At 72.0% G+C, this 16,528-nt stretch carries 16 protein-coding genes; 4 read left to right on the top strand and 12 right to left on the bottom strand.

The window, feature by feature from the left end:
• Positions 1-106: 106 nt before the first annotated feature.
• The 6 genes from MSA03_RS03935 to MSA03_RS03910 form a co-directional block, all read right to left on the bottom strand.
• Positions 107-1,141 carry an NAD(P)H-dependent flavin oxidoreductase gene (locus MSA03_RS03935; protein WP_147049723.1) on the bottom strand — a complete coding sequence of 345 codons (1,035 nt, stop codon included), beginning with the start codon at positions 1,139-1,141 and terminating at the stop codon, positions 107-109.
• Between the two features lie 23 nt (positions 1,142-1,164).
• Positions 1,165-1,359: a hypothetical protein gene (locus MSA03_RS03930; RefSeq protein ID WP_147049722.1), complete on the bottom strand. Its 195-nt coding sequence runs from the start codon at positions 1,357-1,359 to the stop codon at positions 1,165-1,167.
• A 38-nt stretch (positions 1,360-1,397) separates the two neighbouring features.
• Positions 1,398-2,831 carry a rhamnulokinase gene (locus tag MSA03_RS03925; protein ID WP_147049721.1) on the bottom strand — a complete coding sequence of 478 codons (1,434 nt, stop codon included), beginning with the start codon at positions 2,829-2,831 and terminating at the stop codon, positions 1,398-1,400.
• The gene (locus MSA03_RS03920; RefSeq protein WP_147049720.1) at positions 2,828-4,864 is read right to left on the bottom strand and encodes a bifunctional aldolase/short-chain dehydrogenase; all 2,037 of its coding nucleotides are present in this window, start codon (positions 4,862-4,864) and stop codon (positions 2,828-2,830) included. Before MSA03_RS03920 ends, MSA03_RS03925 begins: the two co-directional genes overlap by 4 nt.
• A gap of 62 nt (positions 4,865-4,926) precedes the next feature.
• Positions 4,927-6,093, bottom strand: a complete 1,167-nt coding sequence (gene rhaI, locus MSA03_RS03915; RefSeq protein ID WP_147049719.1) for an L-rhamnose isomerase — start codon at positions 6,091-6,093, stop codon at positions 4,927-4,929.
• Positions 6,090-6,470, bottom strand: coding sequence for an L-rhamnose mutarotase (locus MSA03_RS03910; RefSeq protein WP_147049718.1), 381 nt, complete (start codon positions 6,468-6,470; stop codon positions 6,090-6,092). Before MSA03_RS03910 ends, rhaI begins: the two co-directional genes overlap by 4 nt.
• Before the next feature lie 155 nt (positions 6,471-6,625).
• Between MSA03_RS03910 and MSA03_RS03905 the strand changes: the two genes are divergently transcribed.
• Positions 6,626-7,633 carry a LacI family DNA-binding transcriptional regulator gene (locus MSA03_RS03905; RefSeq protein ID WP_028496433.1) on the top strand — a complete coding sequence of 336 codons (1,008 nt, stop codon included), beginning with the start codon at positions 6,626-6,628 and terminating at the stop codon, positions 7,631-7,633.
• 13 nt (positions 7,634-7,646) lie between these two features.
• Here MSA03_RS03905 and MSA03_RS03900 read toward each other — a convergent pair whose 3' ends face one another.
• Both MSA03_RS03900 and MSA03_RS03895 read right to left on the bottom strand, forming a co-directional pair.
• On the bottom strand, positions 7,647-8,972 hold the full coding sequence (locus MSA03_RS03900) for an MFS transporter (protein ID WP_028496434.1): 1,326 nt from the start codon (positions 8,970-8,972) through the stop codon (positions 7,647-7,649).
• A gap of 5 nt (positions 8,973-8,977) precedes the next feature.
• Positions 8,978-9,430 carry a MarR family winged helix-turn-helix transcriptional regulator gene (locus MSA03_RS03895; protein ID WP_147049717.1) on the bottom strand — a complete coding sequence of 151 codons (453 nt, stop codon included), beginning with the start codon at positions 9,428-9,430 and terminating at the stop codon, positions 8,978-8,980.
• A gap of 217 nt (positions 9,431-9,647) precedes the next feature.
• Between MSA03_RS03895 and MSA03_RS03890 the strand changes: the two genes are divergently transcribed.
• Genes MSA03_RS03890 through MSA03_RS03880 form a run of 3 tightly spaced genes read left to right on the top strand, consistent with a single transcriptional unit; the run spans position 9,648 to position 12,471 of the window.
• A complete protein-coding gene (locus tag MSA03_RS03890) occupies positions 9,648-10,499 on the top strand; it encodes an alpha/beta fold hydrolase (RefSeq protein ID WP_147049716.1) in 852 nt (283 codons plus the stop codon).
• A gap of 38 nt (positions 10,500-10,537) precedes the next feature.
• Positions 10,538-11,587, top strand: coding sequence for a lipoate-protein ligase LplAB (gene lplAB, locus MSA03_RS03885; RefSeq protein WP_147049715.1), 1,050 nt, complete (start codon positions 10,538-10,540; stop codon positions 11,585-11,587).
• Complete coding sequence (locus MSA03_RS03880; protein WP_371863065.1) at positions 11,566-12,471, top strand: DNA-methyltransferase; 906 nt, start codon at positions 11,566-11,568, stop codon at positions 12,469-12,471. Before lplAB ends, MSA03_RS03880 begins: the two co-directional genes overlap by 22 nt.
• A gap of 157 nt (positions 12,472-12,628) precedes the next feature.
• Here MSA03_RS03880 and MSA03_RS03875 read toward each other — a convergent pair whose 3' ends face one another.
• From MSA03_RS03875 to galT, 4 genes are all read right to left on the bottom strand, one after another.
• Positions 12,629-13,465: an alpha/beta fold hydrolase gene (locus MSA03_RS03875; protein WP_147049713.1), complete on the bottom strand. Its 837-nt coding sequence runs from the start codon at positions 13,463-13,465 to the stop codon at positions 12,629-12,631.
• 135 nt (positions 13,466-13,600) lie between these two features.
• Positions 13,601-14,056, bottom strand: coding sequence for a MarR family winged helix-turn-helix transcriptional regulator (locus MSA03_RS03870; RefSeq protein WP_218028797.1), 456 nt, complete (start codon positions 14,054-14,056; stop codon positions 13,601-13,603).
• Positions 14,057-14,170: 114 nt separating this feature from the next.
• Entirely contained in the window at positions 14,171-15,343 is a 1,173-nt protein-coding gene (galK, locus tag MSA03_RS03865; protein ID WP_147049712.1) for a galactokinase, read from the bottom strand.
• Positions 15,340-16,512: a galactose-1-phosphate uridylyltransferase gene (gene galT, locus MSA03_RS03860; protein WP_371863064.1), complete on the bottom strand. Its 1,173-nt coding sequence runs from the start codon at positions 16,510-16,512 to the stop codon at positions 15,340-15,342. Before galT ends, galK begins: the two co-directional genes overlap by 4 nt.
• Between the last annotated feature and the right edge of the window lie 16 nt (positions 16,513-16,528).

Genomic DNA, 16,528 nt, shown 5'->3' with positions numbered 1-16,528 from the left:
ATGCCGCCGCCGAGAAACCACACCCGACATGACAAACCACGCGCGTGGGTGTTTCTCGCGCTGGATGTGGTTTCTCGCCGCGGGCGGAGCCGCCGCGGGCTCCCCGTCAGCGGGGCAGACCTGCCGCGAGCTCGGCGAAGACCTCCGCGGCGTCGTCGAAGCGCGTGAGCGCGGCGGACTGACCCGCCCACAGGGACTGCAGGTCGCCGTCGCCGCGGCGGTTCGCCTCCGCGCGCAGGGCGCCGACGACCCAGCTCTGCGCGGGGAACGGGGCGATCGCGTCGGCCGCCTCGACGTGCGCGACGAGGCGATTGCGGATGCCGCGGGCGAGGCGCCCGGTCACCGCCCGGGTCAGCACGGTGTCGTCTGCGGCAAGCCCCCGCAGAGCCGCGCGGTGCGCCGCGCTCGCGGCCGACTGCCGCGTGCCGAGGAACGCCGTCCCGACCTGGACGCCCGCGGCGCCGAGGGCGAACGCGGCGGCGACCCCGCGCCGGTCGGCGATGCCCCCGGCAGCGATGACCGGGATGTCGACGGCATCCACGACCTGCGGGAGGAGCGCGAACGTCCCGACGAGGGACTGCTCCGCCGGCTTCATGAAGCTCACGCGGTGCCCGCCGGCCTCGAACCCGCTCGCGACGACGGCATCCGCCCCCGCCGCGGTCACGGCGATCGCCTCCGCCACGGTCGTCGCCGCGCCGACGATGCGGATGCCGCGCGAGCGGGCCGCCTCGACGACCGCGACGGGCGGCATGCCGAAGACGCAGCTCAGCACCGCCGGCCGCGCCGCGAGCACGGCATCCAGCTGTTCGGCGACGTCCGGGACGAAGCGCTCCGGCGTCCCCGCAGGCGCGGGGACGCCGAGCTCCTCGTACAGCGGCGCGACGGCGCGCTGCGCTGCGCGCGTGTCCACCGTGCCGGGCCCGGCCTCGTCGCCGACCGGCATCCAGAGGTTCAGCGCGAATGGACGATCGGTCGCCTCACGGAGGAGCCGCGCCGTCTCGGCGATCCGGGCGGGCGGGTAACCGTAGAGGCCGTAGGAGCCGAGACCGCCGGCGTCGCTCACCGCGGCCGTCAGGGCGACGGAGCTCATCCCGCCGAACGGGCCCAGGACGATCGGGACGTCGAGTCCGAGGAGTGCCATGCGCCCAGCATCCCTCCGCGCCGTCACGCCGGCGGGGCGTCCGGGTGGAGGGTCGCGATCATGTCCTCCTCGACGTCGTTGTCGGCCTCGAGCTCGTCCTCGGTGCCCTCATCCCCGCCGAGCGGCTTCTCCGAGGCGGCCAGGGCCTCGCTCTGCGAGTCGCTGTCGCCGGTCAGGGGGCCGGACGCGGAGTCGTCGTCGTGCGCGTGATCGCTCATGGCCCCACGCTACGCGCGGCGGCGCGGCAACGACAGCATCACGCACGCGGCGTGTGCCGGCGCGGCGCGTGCGTCCGGGCGACGAGGTCGCGCAGCGCCTCGAGGGAACCGGACACGAGTCCCGCGGCGCGCGCCTGGACGAGGACGTTCCCGAGCGCCGTCGCCTCGACCGGGCCGGCGAGCACGGGCAGCCCGCTGCGGTCGGCGGTGCGCTGACACAGCAGCTCGTTCAGCGCCCCGCCGCCGACGATGTGGATCGTGCGCACGTCGACTCCGCCGAGGCGTCCGGCTTCGAGTGCCGAGCGCGCGAACGCCTCCGCCAGCGACTCGACGATCGAGCGGGTGTACTCGGCCCGCGTGCGCGGTGCGGCGATCCCGTGCTCCTCGCACCACGCGTCGATCCGCGCCGGCATGTCGCCCGGGGGGAGGAAACGGGGGTCGTCGACGTCGAAGACCGGCACGGAGGTCGCGTCGACCTCGGCCGCCGCGTCGAGCAGCGTCGGCAGGTCGATGCGGTGTCCCTGCCGCTCCCATCCGCGCACGGCCTCGCTCAGCACCCACAGCCCCATGACGTTGTGCAGCAGACGCACCCGGCGGTCCACGCCGCCCTCGTTCGTGAAGTTCGCCGCCCGCGCGGCGGGGGAGAGGACGAGGTGGTCCACCTCGACCCCCACGAGCCCCCACGTCCCGCAGGAGATGTATGCCGCGGCATCCGCCTGCATCGGGACCGCGACGACGGCGGATGCCGTGTCGTGCGACCCGACGGCCGTGACACCCGCGCCAGGGCCGGCGCCGAGCGACGCGGCGACCCCGGGGCGCAGCGCACCGAGCCGCTCGCCGGGGGCGATGAGGGCGGGGAGGAGCCCGCGCGGCAGCCCGAGCGCCGCGACGAGATCGTCATCCCAGGCTCCGTCGAGGACGCGCAGCAGGCCCGTCGTCGAGGCGTTCGTCTGCTCGGCGCGGGAGGAGCCGGTGAGCCAGAAGCCGAGGAGGTCGGGGATGAGCAGGGCGGTGTCGGCGATCGCGAGCAGCTGCGGATCCTCCGCCGCGAGCTGATACAGCGTGTTGAACGGCAGGAACTGCAGCCCGTTGCGTTCGAACAGCTCGGGATGCGGCATCCGCGCGTGCACGCGCTCGACGCCGCGCGCGGTGCGCTCGTCGCGGTAGTGGAACGGGTCGCCCAGGAGGCGGCCGCCGCGGAGCAGGCCGTAGTCCACGGCCCACGAGTCGATGCCGATGCTCGTGATGCCCGGCTCCTGCCGGAATGCCTCGCGCAGACCGCCGAGGGCCGCCCCGTAGAGACCGAGGAGGTCCCAGTGCAGGCCGTCGCCGGCGTGCACCGGGTCGTTGGGGAACCGCGCGACGGCCGTCGCGTCGAGCGTGTCGGGGCCGACGTGGCCGACGATGACCCGGCCGCTCGTCGCACCCAGGTCGATCGCCGCGACGGCGCCCGCGGCGACGGCGCCCGTCATCGCAGGAAAGCGGCCGCGACGCCGGAGTCGACCGGGATGTGCAGCCCCGTCGTGCGGGACAGCTCGGGACCGGTGAGGACGTAGACCGCGTCGGCGACGTTCTCCGGGACCACCTCGCGCTTGAGGATCGTGCGGTTCGCGTAGAACTGGCCGAGGTCCTCCTCCTTGACCCCGTACGTCGCGGCGCGGTTGGCGCCCCACCCGGAGGCGAAGATGCCGGAGCCCCGGACCACCCCGTCGGGGTTGATGCCGTTGACGCGGACGCCGTGCTCGCCGAGTTCGACGGCGAGGAGGCGCACCTGGTGGGCCTGGTCGGCCTTCGTCGCCGAGTACGCGATGTTGTTGGGGCCGGCGAAGACGGAGTTCTTCGAGGAGATGTAGATGATGTCGCCGCCCATGCGCTGCGCGATGAGGGCGTGCGCCGCGGCCTTGCTGACGAGGAACGAGCCCTTCGCCATGACGTCGTGCTGCAGATCCCAGTCCTTCTCGGTGGTCTCCAGCAGCGGCTTGGACAGCGACAGGCCGGCGTTGTTGACGACGAGGTCGATGCCGCCGAAGGCGAGGAGCGTCGCGTCGATGGCGGCCTGCACGCCGTCGGCGTCAGCCACGTTCGCGGCCACGCCGATCGCGACGTCGGTGCCGCCGAGCTCGGCGGCCGCCGCCTGCGCCTTCTCGAGGTCGAGGTCGGCGACGACGACGCACGCGCCCTCCGCGGCGAGGCGGGCGGCGATGGCCTTGCCGATGCCGCTTGCGGCGCCGGTCACGAACGCGATGCGTCCCTGGTGCGACTTCGGCTTCGGCATCCGCTGCAGCTTCGCCTCTTCGAGCGCCCAGTACTCGATGCGGAACTTCTCGGCGTCCGAGATGGGGGAGTAGGTCGAGAGCGCCTCGGCCCCGCGCATGACGTTGATCGCGTTGACGTAGAACTCGCCGGCGACCCGTGCGGTCTGCTTGTTCGCACCGTAGCTGAACATGCCGACGCCCGGTACGAGGACGATGAGCGGATCGGCGCCGCGGATCGCGGGGCTCTCCTCGGTGGCGTGCGCGTCGTAGTAGGCCTGGTAGTCGGCGCGGTACTCCTGGTGCAGCTCCTGCAGGCGGGCGATCGCGCCGTCGACGGATGCGGTCGCGGGCAGGTCGAGGATGAGCGGCTTGACCTTGGTGCGCAGGAAGTGGTCGGGGCAGCTCGTGCCGAGGGCGGCGAGGGCAGGGGCCTTCTCGGATGCCAGGAAGTCGAGCACGACGTCGCTGTCGGTGAAGTGCCCCACCATCGGCTTGTCGGTGGACGCGAGGCCGCGGACCGTCGGAGCCAGCGCCGCGGCGCGGGCGCGCCGCTCCGCCTCGGGGAGCGCCTCGAACCCGGCGCGGACGGCGCCGAACGGGTCGGCCTTGCCGTGCTCGGCGATGTACGCGGCGGCGGTGTCGATGATCCACAGGCTGTTGCGCTCGGACTCCTCCGACGTGTCGCCCCACGCCGTGATCCCGTGCCCGCCGAGGATGCAGCCGACTGCCTGCGGGTTCGCCGCCTTGATGGCTGCGATGTCGAGGCCGAGCTGGAAGCCGGGGCGACGCCACGGCACCCAGACGACCTTCTCGCCGAAGATCTCGGCCGTCAGCGCCGCGCCGTCGGCGGCGGTCGCGATCGCGATGCCCGCGTCGGGGTGGAGGTGGTCGACGTGGGCGGCATCCACGAGCCCGTGCATCGCCGTGTCGATCGACGGCGCCGCGCCGCCCTTGCCGTGCAGGCAGTAGTCGAACGCGGCGACCATCTCGTCCTCACGCTCGACGCCCGGGTAGACGTCGACGAGCTTGCGCATGCGGTCCAGGCGGAGCACCGCGAGACCCTCGGGCTTCAGCGTGCCGAGGTCACCGCCGGATCCCTTGACCCAGAGCAGCTCGACCGGCTCTCCCGTGACGGGGTCGGTCTCGGTGCCCTTGGCCGACGTGTTGCCGCCCGCGTAGTTGGTGTTCTTCGGGTCGGCACCCAGGCGGTTGCTGCGGGCGATGAGCGCCTGGGCGGTCTCGTTGGTCATTGTGGGTCGGTTCGCTTTCGTCGGTGTCCGGACACTCGGGAAGGGAGTCGGGGGGAGGGTGGTCAGGCGCCCCAGCCCGCCTGGGTGCCGCCGACGCGGTCGGCGGCGATGCGCTGCTGGTACCCGGAGGCGGCGTACGCGGCCATCGGGTCGGCGGGCAGGCCCCGCGACTCGCGCCACTGCGCCAGCTGGGGGCGGACGTCGGTGTAGAACGCATCCATCAGCACGGCGTTCGCGGCCAGGACGTCGTTCGCGTTCTGTGCCGCGTCCAGCGCGTCGCGGTCGACCAGCAGGGCGCGGGCGGTCATCTCCTGCACGTTGAGCACCGAGCGGATCTGACCGGGGATCTTGTCCTCGATGTTGTGGCACTGGTCGAGCATGAACGCGACGTCGGGGTTGTTGAGGCCCCCGCCGCGGATCACCTCGAGGATGATGCGGAACAGCTGGAACGGGTCGGCCGCCCCGACGATGAGGTCGTCGTCGGCGTAGAAGCGCGAGTTGAAGTCGAACGAGCCGAGCTTCCTGAGGCGCAGCAGCTGCATGACGATGAACTCGATGTTGGTGCCGGGCGCGTGGTGCCCGGTGTCGAGGCACACGAGGGCACAGTCGCCGAGCGCCGCCACCTGCGCGTAGGAGGTCCCCCAGTCCGGGACGTCGGTGTGGTAGAACGACGGCTCGAAGAACTTGTACTCCAGCACGAGGCGCTGCTCGCCGGACAGGCGGGCGTAGATCTGCTGCAGGGAGTCCTGCAGGCGGTCCTGGCGCGCGCGCATGTCGTTCTGGCCGGGGTAGTTCGACCCCTCGGCGAGCCAGATCTTCAGGTCGCGGGAGCCGGTGGCATCCATGATGTCGATGCACTCGAGGTGGTGGTCGATCGCCTTCCGGCGGATGCGCTCGTCGTGGTGCGTGAGGGCGCCGAACTTGTAGTCCTCGTCCTGGAAGGTGTTCGAGTTGATCGTGCCGAGGGCGACGCCGAGGCCTTCCGCGTGGCGGCGGAGCGCCGCGTAGTCGTCGACCTTGTCCCACGGGATGTGCAGGGCGACCGACGGGGCGAGCGCCGTGTGCCGGTTGACCTCGGCGGCGTCGGCGATCTTCTCGAACGGGTCGCGGGGTGTGCCGGCGGTCGGGAAGACGCGGAACCGGGTGCCGGAGTTGCCGAACGCCCAGCTGGGCAGCTCGATGCCCTGCTGCGCGAGGGTGGCGAGGTGGTCGGAGGTGAGGGTGCTCACGATGCGTCGCTTTCGTGGTCGGTGACGGATGCCGTCAGCTGGTCGTGCAGGTGGAAGATCTCGGTCAGGGTGGTCGCGGCCTGGTCGGGGCGCCCGTCGAGGTCGACGAAGAAGGGGGCCATCTCGGCTTCCCACCGGGTCGCGACCTCGGATGCGGCGAGGTAGGCCTGTGCCGCGGCGTCGTCGTCGGTCTCGTAGTAGCCGATGAGGCGGCCGCCCTCGCCGAGGAAGAGGGAGTAGTTGCGGCGACCGGATGCCGCGATCTCCGCGAGCATCTCGGCCCGCACCGGGGTGTGCCGGGCGAGGTACTCGCCGAGCATCTCGGGCTTCACCCGCAGCTCGAAACAGACCCGCTGCGGGGCGGAGGGGCTCGTCATCGAGGACTCCTGGAGAGGTATGAATCGTTTCAGTGAGCCTACGCCAGATCGGGTCCGGACGCAAAGGGGCGCGATGACGCGGGCGCGCGCGTGGACGACCGCCGGCGGGCGGCATGGCTAGGATCGGGCGAGCGAGCTGATCGAGAGGAGACCCCGTGGCCGCCAGCATCCGTGACGTCGCCGCCGCGGCCTCCGTCTCCGTCGGCACGGTCTCCAACGTCCTGAACCGGCCGGCCAAGGTGGCCCCGGAGACGGTCGCGCGCGTCCTCGCCGCGATCGCCGACCTGGGGTTCGTCCGCAACGATGCCGCCCGCCAGCTGCGCGTGGGCCGCAGCCGCAGCATCGGTCTCGTCGTCCTCGATGCCGGGAACCCGTTCTTCGCCGACGTCGCGCGCGGTGCGGAGAACCGTGCCGACGAGGCCGATATGGCCGTCCTCCTGGGCAACGCCGACGAAGACCCGTCCCGCGAGGCCCGCTACCTCGACTTGTTCCTCGAGCAGCGCGTCAACGGCGTGCTCATCACCCCCACGACCGACGACGTCCCGCGGCTGAAGCGGGTGCAGGATGCCGGGTCACCGGTGATCCTCGTCGACCGGGAGATCGAGGGCTCGGGCTTCTGCTCCGTCGCCGTCGACGACGTGGAGGGAGGTCATCTCGCGGCATCCCATCTGCTGGCCGCCGGCCGCCGACGGCTGATGTTCCTCGGCGGGCCGCAATCGATCCGCCAGGTCGCCGACCGCCTCGAGGGGGCGCGCCGGGCCGTGGACGCCGTCGCGGGCGCGACGCTGGAGACCGTCGAGATGCCCGCGCTCAGCGTCCTCCACGGCCGTGCGGCCGCGCTCGCGATGCTGGAGAAGCCCGCCGGTCGTCGCCCCGACGCGATCTTCGCCGCCAACGACCTGCTCGCCGTCGGGGCCATCCAGGCTCTCGCGATCATGTCGGGCGTCCGGATCCCCGACGACATCGCACTCATCGGCTACGACGACATCGACTTCGCGGCGGCCACCGTCGTGCCCCTGTCCTCGATCCGGCAGCCGGCATCCCTCATCGGGTACACGGCCGTCGACCTGCTGCTGAAGGAGCTCGCCGAGCCCGGCGGAGCGCACGAGCGGAATGTGCGCTTCCGGCCGGAGCTGGTGGTGCGCGAGTCGACGACGGGCTGAGCCGGGACGCGCCTCAGCCCCGGCGAGCGTCCGCGGGGAGCTTGATCGGAGTCGTCCCGGCGACCTCGTCACTGAACTCCGCAGGCGCCACGACGGGGAGCGGGCGCGTCTCGTCGAGCTGCAGCGCGAACCGGCGTGACTCGTGGCGATGCAGTCGACCGGAGATCAGCAGCCAGGCGAGGCCGATGGCGAACGCGACGAACGCCGCGCTCGCGCCGACGAGGATCGCGGCGCGGGGACCCCACTCGGCGGCGACCCACCCGACGATGGGCGCGCCGATGGGCGTGCCACCCATGAGGATCGCCATGTACAGGGCGAGCACGCGCCCGCGGAGCGCCGGATCCGTCGTCGTCTGCACGTAGCCGTTCGCGGTCGTCAGCGTGGTGACGACGGCGAAGCCCGTGAGCATGAGCGTTGCGGCATATGTCCAGTACGTCGGCATCGCGGCAGACAGGAACGCGGCGGCGGCGAACATCCCGGCGCCCACGATGACGAGGCGGATGCGGGCGCGGTCGCGGCGGGCGGCCAGCAGCGCACCGGCGAGGGACCCCACGGCGAGGATCGAGCTCAGCAGTCCGTACCCGTCGGCCTGCTGGCCGAACTCGAGCGCCATCGTCGAGGCGAAGATCGGGAAGTTCATGCCGAACGCGCCGAGCAGGAACACCATGACGAACGTGACGACGAGGTCGGGGCGGCCCTTCACGTAGCGGAACCCGTCGGCCAGCCGGGAGGCGCCGGCGTGCCGGACGCGCGGGATGAGGTCATCCGTGCGGATGAGCATCAGGGCGACGAGCATCGCGAGGAACGTGACGCCGTTGATGAAGAAGACCCAGCCCGTGCCCACCGCGACGATCACGATGCCCGCGACGGCGGGACCGATCATGCGGGCGCCGTTGAACGACGCGGCGTTCAGCGCGACGGCATTCGAGGCGTTCTCGCGCGACACGAGGTCGGAGACGAAGGCCTGGCGGCTCGGGTTGTCGAAGGCCGAGACGACACCGAGCGCGAGGGCGAAGGTGTACATGAGCGGCAGGGTCATGACACCGGCGAGCAGGAGCGCCCCGATCGCGAGCCCGAGCAGGAGCAGCAGGCTCTGCGTGACGAACAGGAGCTTGCGCCGGTCGAAGCGGTCGGCCACCCATCCGGTCACGCTCACCAGGAGCAGCGGGGGAGCGAACTGCAGCGCCATCGTGACGCCCATGGCGCCGGCGTCGTTGTTGGTCAGCTCGGTCAGGACGACCCAGCTGAGGGCCGTGGCCTGCATCCACGCGCCGACGTTGGAGACGAGGGCGCCGATGAACCAGACGCGGTAGTTGAAGACGGAGAAGGAGCGGAACATGGCGCTCATCGGCTCGCCACCTCCCGCATGATCTCGGCGGCCCGCGCCAGCGTCGCGCGCTGCTCGTTGTCGAGGGTGCTGAACGCGGACTCGAGCCACAGATCGCGTCGGCGCACCGTCTCCTCGACGACGGCCCGGCCGGCGTCGGTGAGATCGATGTTCACCTTGCGGCGGTCGCTCTCGTCGGGCGTGCGCGTGATGTACCCGGACTCCTCCAGGCAGTTCACGGTGCGGTTCATCGACGGCGACGAGACGCGCTCGCGGTCCGCGAGTTCGCCGAGGGTGTGGCCGCCATGCATGGACAGGGCGGCGAGCACGGCGAACTGACCGTCGCTCATCGAGTCGACGGCGCGGTGCGCGCGCAGGCGACGGGCGAGCCGGAACGTCGCCATGCGGAAGTCAGCGGCTTCGTGGGCGAGGTCGCCGGAGGTTTCTGAGGAGAGAGCTGGAGAGGTCATGTAATGCTTAGCATAACTCATTAGTCGTGCTAAGTAAAGTGCGAGCCGGATCGCCGGATCCCCATCGACGCGTTCGGGACTGACTTCCGCGGTGAGCGGCGCCGGCTCGTCGGCCGCGTCGGATCCGTCGGCCACCGTGGTCGTCACGAAGTCCCGCGGATGACGTGAGCGGGGGCGGGGAGAGCGGATGCCGCCTCCCCGCCCCTATGCTCTGTCCATGCCCGAGTTCATCGATGCGCACGGTGTCGTCATCGTCTACGACGTCCATCCCGCCGAGACGACGCCGCGGGCGGTCGTCCAGCTTCTGCACGGCGTCGGCGAGCACGCGGGACGCTACGCGGCACTGATCACGGCGCTCACCGCGGCCGGGTACACGGTCTACGCGGACGATCACCGCGGCCACGGCCGCACCGGGATGACGCAGCACGGCGGCGACGCCGCGCGGCTCGGCCGGCTCGGCGTCGGAGGGCTGCGTGCGGCGATCGCGGCGTGCCGGCAGTTCACCCACCTCATCCGCGACGAGAACCCCGGACTGCCGCTCATCCTCCTGGGACACTCGTGGGGGTCGCTTCTCGCGCAGAAGATGTTCAACGACGAGCCCGACGCGTACGACGCTGTCGTCCTTTCCGGATCGGCGCTGCGCCGGTTCGGGTCGATGAGCAGCGGTCCGTACAACCGGAAGTGGCACGCCAAGGGCGCTCTCGGCACCGAATGGCTCTCCAGCGATCCTGCGGTCGGGCAAGCCTTCCTGGATGACCCTCTGACGACGACGGTGCCGCTCATCAAGCTCTTCGGGATCATCGACTCCCTGCGGCTGCTGGGACTCCCGCGCCGCGATCTCGGCGTCGACGTCCCGGTGCTGCTCATGGTGGGTCGCGACGACCCGGTCGGCGGACCGCGAAGCGTGCACCGGCTCGCCGACGCGTACCGCACGCGGTCGGGTCTCTCGGATGTCACGACGCTCGTCTATCCCGATGCCCGCCACGAGATCTTCAACGAGGTGAGTCAGGCCGAGGTGCGCGCTGACCTGCTGGCCTGGCTCGACCGCCGCGTCCCGGCTCGCACCTGACGGCGCCGCGGGCGGTGGCCCCGCCGTAGGCTGGGAGGATGCACGGCGAGTACAAGGTCCCAGGCGGCAAGCTCGTCGTGGTCGACCTCGAGGTCAGGGACGGCCGGATCGCGGACTTCCACCTGGCCGGGGACTTCTTCCTCGAGCCGGACGACGCGCTCGCCGACATCGACGCGGCAGTCACCGGCCTTCCCGTCGAAGCGGATGTCGCGACGATCGCGGCCGCCGTGCGCGGCGCGCTGCCGGAGGGCGCGCAGCTTCTCGGCTTCACCCCCGAGGCGGTGGGCACCGCGGTGCGCCGCGCGCTCGTCACGGCCCCCGGCTGGCGCGACTTCGAGTGGGAGATCGTCCACGAGAAGGCCGTGTCGCCGCGGATGAACCTCGCGCTCGACGAGGTCCTCACGGCGCGGGTGGGCGATGACCGCCGCCGCCCGACCCTCCGCATCTGGGAGTGGGACGAGTCCGCCGTCGTCATCGGCTCGTTCCAGTCGTACCGCAACGAGGTCGATCCCGACGGAGCCGCTGCGCACGGGTTCGACGTCGTCCGGCGGATCTCCGGCGGAGGGGCCATGCTCATGGCCGCCGACGCCATCGTCACGTATTCGCTGTACGTCCCGGCATCCCTGGTCGCCGGCATGACCTTCGCGGACTCGTACGCCTTCCTCGACGACTGGGTGCTGCAGGCCCTGCGCTCGCTCGGGATCGAGGCGACCTACCAGCCGCTCAACGACATCGCGTCGCCGCAGGGCAAGATCGGCGGTGCGGCGCAGAAGCGGCTCGCCAACGGCGGCGTGCTGCATCACGCGACCCTCAGCTACGACATGGACGGCCAGGTGCTCACCGATGTCCTGCGCATCGGGCGGGAGAAGCTCAGCGACAAGGGCACCGTCTCGGCGGCCAAGCGCGTCGACCCGCTCCGCAGCCAGACCGGACTGCCGCGCGAGGCGATCATCGAGCGGCTCATCGAGACCTTCACGACGCTCTACGGGGCGCAGCCCGGGCATATCACCGACGAGGAATACGCCGAGGCGGAGGCGCTCGTAACGTCGAAGTTCGCGACCGACGCGTGGCTGCACCGGGTCCCGTGACGGCGCCCCGCGCCGATGCGACTCCGGGGGCCGTCGAGATCCGCCAGGGCGACAACCTGGAGATCGCGCGCTCTCTGGAGAGCGGCTCCTTCGCGCTCGTCTACCTCGACCCGCCGTTCAACACGGGCCGCTCGCAAGGGCGCACCGTCGAACAGGCGGTCGTGAGCGGGGCCGACGACCCGGTCGGGACGACGCTGTCCCCGGTCAAGCGGGGATTCCGCGGCACCAGCTATGCGCGCCTGCGCGGCGACCTGCGTGCCTACGACGACCGGTTCGACGACTACTGGGACTTCCTCGAGCCCCGCCTCGCGGAGGCGTGGCGTCTCCTCAGCCCCGAGGGCACGCTCTACCTGCACCTGGACTACCGGGAGGCGCACTACGCGAAGGTGCTGCTCGACGCGCTGTTCGGTCGCGCCTGTTTCCTCAACGAGCTCATCTGGGCCTACGACTACGGCGCGAAGTCGCGGCGGCGCTGGCCCACCAAGCACGACACGATCCTCGTCTACGTGAAGGACCCGGAGCGCTACCACTTCGACTCGGAGTCCGTCGACCGGGAGCCGTACATGGCGCCGGGCCTCGTCACACCGGAGAAGGCGGCCCGCGGAAAGCTGCCGACCGACGTCTGGTGGCACACGATCGTGCCGACGTCCGGCCGTGAGAAGACGGGCTACCCGACGCAGAAGCCCGAGGGCATCCTCCGCCGGATCGTCCAGGCATCCAGCCGCCCCGGCGATCGCGTGCTCGACCTGTTCGCCGGGAGCGGCACGACCGGCGCCGTCGCATCCGCCCTCGGCCGCGACGCCGTGCTCGTCGACGACAACCCGGCGGCCATCGCCGTCATGCGGGCGCGCATGCCGCACGCCGTCCTCGCCGCCGCGGACTGACTCCCGGCTGCGAGGCGATGCCCGAGGCGATCCGCAGGATCAGCCGTGACGGATGTGGCCTGTGGGGCTCAGCCGTCACTCTGGTCACACCCGGTCCTGCAGTTTGCGCCGCAACGGCGGCGGCAGCGGCGGTTGCGGCGGCGGCGGCGGACCGGCGTCAGGATGCCAGGAAGGCCAGTAGCGCCTCGTTGACCTCGTCCCCGTGGGTCCAGAGCATCCCGTGCGGGGCGCCGGCGATCTCGACGTAGGTCGCCTGCGGCAGCAGGTCCTTGAAGAGCCGGCCGGTGTGGTCGATCGGCAGGATGTTGTCGGCCGTGCCGTGCACGATGAGCGCCGGCACCGTCACCGAGGGGATGTCGGCGCGGAAGTCGGTCGGCCAGGTCAGCGGCGCCGCGGCGATCGCGGTGTTGCCGGCCTGGTTCGCGACGGCGATGCTCGCATCGAGCGCCTCCTGCGAGATCCGGCTCCCGAGGTTCTCGTCGAGGTTGTAGAAGTCGCGGAAGAACCCGGCGAGGAAGGCGTACCGGTCGTCGCGGACCGCGGCGGCGATGCCGTCGAAGAACGCCTGGTCGCCGGCGCCGCCCGGGTTGTCGTCGGTGATGAGGAGGAAAGGCTCGAGCGATCCGAGGAACGCCGCCTTCGCCACGCGGCCGCTGCCGTAGCGGGCGAGGTAACGGGCGACCTCACCGGTGCCCATCGAGAATCCCACGAGCACGGCCTCGTCGAGGTCGAGGTCCTCCATGAGGGCGTGCAGGTCGGCTGCGAAGGTGTCGTAGTCGTACCCGCTCCCCGTTTTCGACGAGGCGCCGAATCCGCGGCGGTCGTAGGCGATCACGCGGTAGCCGGCATCCAGCAGCGCGGCCTGCTGCTTGCCCCACGATTCGCCGTTCAGGGGGAAGCCGTGGATCAGCACGACAGGCTGACCGGATCCCTGATCGGTGTAGTAGATGTCGACGTCGGCCGAGTTCTCGGTCGCCACGGTGATGTACGCCACGATGTCTCCTCCCGGGCCGCGACGGCCGTCGCCGCGGCACGGGCGCCATGCTATTGCGGCGCCGCGGCCGGAGGCCAGGGGGTCACCGAGTCGTCATCGGCCGGTCATCCGACGGTCGCGACGATCGGATGCCGATCAGTCGGCGGCGCGCAGGCGACGCAGCACGGCGTCGAGGGCGCCGGCTGCCGCGGCGAGAGCGTCGACCTCCGCCGCGTCGAGGTCGGCCATGGCCGCGTGCACGGGCGTCGCCCACGCGGTGGAGATCTCCTGGTGCTCGGCGACGCCCGCATCCGTCACGAAGATCGACGCGATCCGCCGGTCGGAGGGCGACTGGTGCCGCTCGACGAGCCCACGCCCGAGCAGGGCCCGCAGCGCGGCGCTGACGTTGGGCTGACGGAGTCCGAGCCCCTGCGCGAGTTCGCCGACGGTGGCGCCCGGGTGGTCGATGATCTGCTTGAGCAGCGCGATCTCGGTGGTGGGGATCGGCCCGACGCCGGCGCGGTCCGGCGCCTTCCGGTGGATCGTCCAGGCGAGCTCGCGCAGGGTGACCGCCAGGTCCTGGCGCACCGCGTCCCGCTCGTCGTCAGCCATCGGATCGCAGTCTATCCGCGGGCGGACGTGCGCCCTGGCGGCCACGCGAGGATGCGCTGCCGGCCCCGCGAGGAGGAGGCGCTGCGCGGCGCCGCCCCTCGCGGGACTCGGCGCTCAGCCGTCGCGGCGTGCGCCGTCCGAGGGATGCACCGTGAAGATGTGCGGCGCCGCGAACCCGGCATCCGCGAATGCCGTCTCGACGGCGGCGGTGACGGATGCCACGTGACCGTGGTCGACGAGCGCGATCGCCGCGCCGCCGAATCCGCCGCCGGTCATCCGCGCGCCGATCGCTCCCGCCGCGCGGGCGGTGTCCACGGCGAGGTCGAGCTCGGGCACCGAGATCTCGAAGTCGTCCCGCATCGAGACGTGCGAGGCATCCAGGAGCGCGCCGATCGCGCGCGGCCCCTCCGCGCGCAGCGTCTGCACGGCGTCGAGCACGCGCTGGTCCTCGGTCACGACGTGCCGGACCCGCCGGAAGGTCACGTCGTCCATGAGCTCCTCCGCGCGTGGGAGGTCGGCGACGGCGAGGTCGCGGAGGGCGGGGACGCCCATGATCTCGGCGCCCCGCTCGCAGGCGGCGCGGCGCTCGCCGTACCCGCCGGTGGAGTGCGCGTGCTTCACGCCGGTGTCCATGACCAGGAGCTCGAGACCCGCTGCGGCGAAGCCGAGGTCGACGACGTCGGCCTCCAGCGAACGGCAGTCCAGGAAGATGCCCGCATCCGCCCGTCCCAGCATGGATGCCATCTGGTCCATGATCCCGGTGGGGGCGCCGACGGCCTCGTTCTCCGCCGTCCGCCCTGCCTGCGCGAGTGCGACGCGGTCGAGGCCGAGACCCCACACGTCGTCGAGCGCGGCGGCGGTCGCGCCCTCGATCGCCGCGGAGGAGGACAGGCCTGCGCCGACCGGCACGTCCGAGGCGATCGCGAGGTCGACGCCGGTGACGCCGGTGGCGCCCGTTGCGCGTAGCAGCGCCCAGGCGACGCCCAGCGGGTACCGCGCCCATTCCGCGATCTCGTCGCGCCGTTCGGGGAACACGTCGTCGAGCTCGTCGATGCCGATCTCGACGGCATCCGGGTCGAAGGTGGAGGTCACGCGGATGCGACCGTCGCTGCGTCGGCCGAGGGCGACGTACGTGCGGTGGTCGATCGCGAACGGGAAGACGAAGCCGTCGTTGTAGTCGGTGTGCTCCCCGATGAGGTTGACGCGGCCGGGGGCGGACCAGAGGCCGGTCGGCTCGACGCCGGTGAGCTGCATGAAGAGGCCGTGGGCCTCGCCCGCGGCGGTCACAGGGACACCCCCTCGATCGCGGCACGCAGCCGGTCTGCGGCGGCCTCCGGCGGGACGTCGCCGATCCACGCGCCCATCGCGGCCTCGGAGCCGGCGAGGAACTTGAGCTTGTCGGCGGCGCGGCGGGGGCTTGTCAGCTGCAGGTTGAGTCGCACGGTGTTGCGGCCGACGTTGACGGGCGCCTGATGCCACGCTGCGATGTAAGGCGTCGGGCTGTCGTAGAGCGCGTCGACGCCGCGGAGGAGTCGCAGATAGAGGGGGGCGAGCTCGTCGCGCTCCTCCGCCGACAGGGCGGCGAAGTCGGGCACGTGGCGGTGCGGCAGCAGGTGGATCTCGAGGGGCCAGCGCGCGGCGAACGGCACGAACGCGGTCCAGTGCTCGCCGCGCAGCAGCACGCGCGGGCCGGCCTGTTCGAACTCCAGGATGCGCTGGAACAGGTCGGGTGCCGTCCGGTCGATCGAGTCGAGGAGGCGGGTCGTCCGCGGCGTGACGTACGGGTAGGCGTAGATCTGACCGTGCGGGTGGTGCAGTGTGACACCGATGGCCTCGCCGCGGTTCTCGAACGGGAAGACCTGCTCGATGCCCGGGAGGGCGGAGAGGGCGGCCGTGCGGTCGGCCCACGCCTCGATGACCGTGCGGGCGCGGGTGACGGTCTGGGTGCCGAACGAGCCGGTGCGTTCGGGGGAGAAGCAGACGACCTCGCAACGGCCGACGCTCGTGCGGGTGCGGCCGAGACCGAGGTGCTCGAGGTCGGCGATGCCGCGGGGCGGGTCGGCGGCCTCCGGGGCGTCGCCGACGGCGGCGGCGAGGGCCGGGCCGAACGAGGGCGACTTGTTCTCGAAGACGGCCACGTCGTAGAGCGAGGGGATCTCGGACGGGTTCGTCGCCGACTGCGGCGCGAGCGGGTCGAGCTCGGCCGGGGGCAGGAAGGCCCGGTTCTGCCGGGCGGCGGCGACGGAGACCCAGTCGCCGGTGAGGATGTCCTGGCGCATCGTCGCGGTGGCGGGACGCGGGTCGAGGTCGCGCGCGTCGACGGCGCGGTCGGGGCCGAGGGTCGTGGCGGGGTCGTCGTAGTAGATGAGCTCGCGGCCGTCGGCGAGACGCGTGGGTCGCTTCAGGACGCCGGCGCCCAACTCCGTTGCGGCGGGAGTGTCAGTCGGGATGTTCACGTCAACACGGTACTCC

The organism is Microbacterium saccharophilum, assembly GCF_007992455.1.
Lineage (GTDB): Bacteria > Actinomycetota > Actinomycetes > Actinomycetales > Microbacteriaceae > Microbacterium > Microbacterium saccharophilum.
The sequence above is the reverse complement of the archived record's forward strand: the minus strand, read 5'-3'. Positions and strand labels throughout refer to the sequence as shown.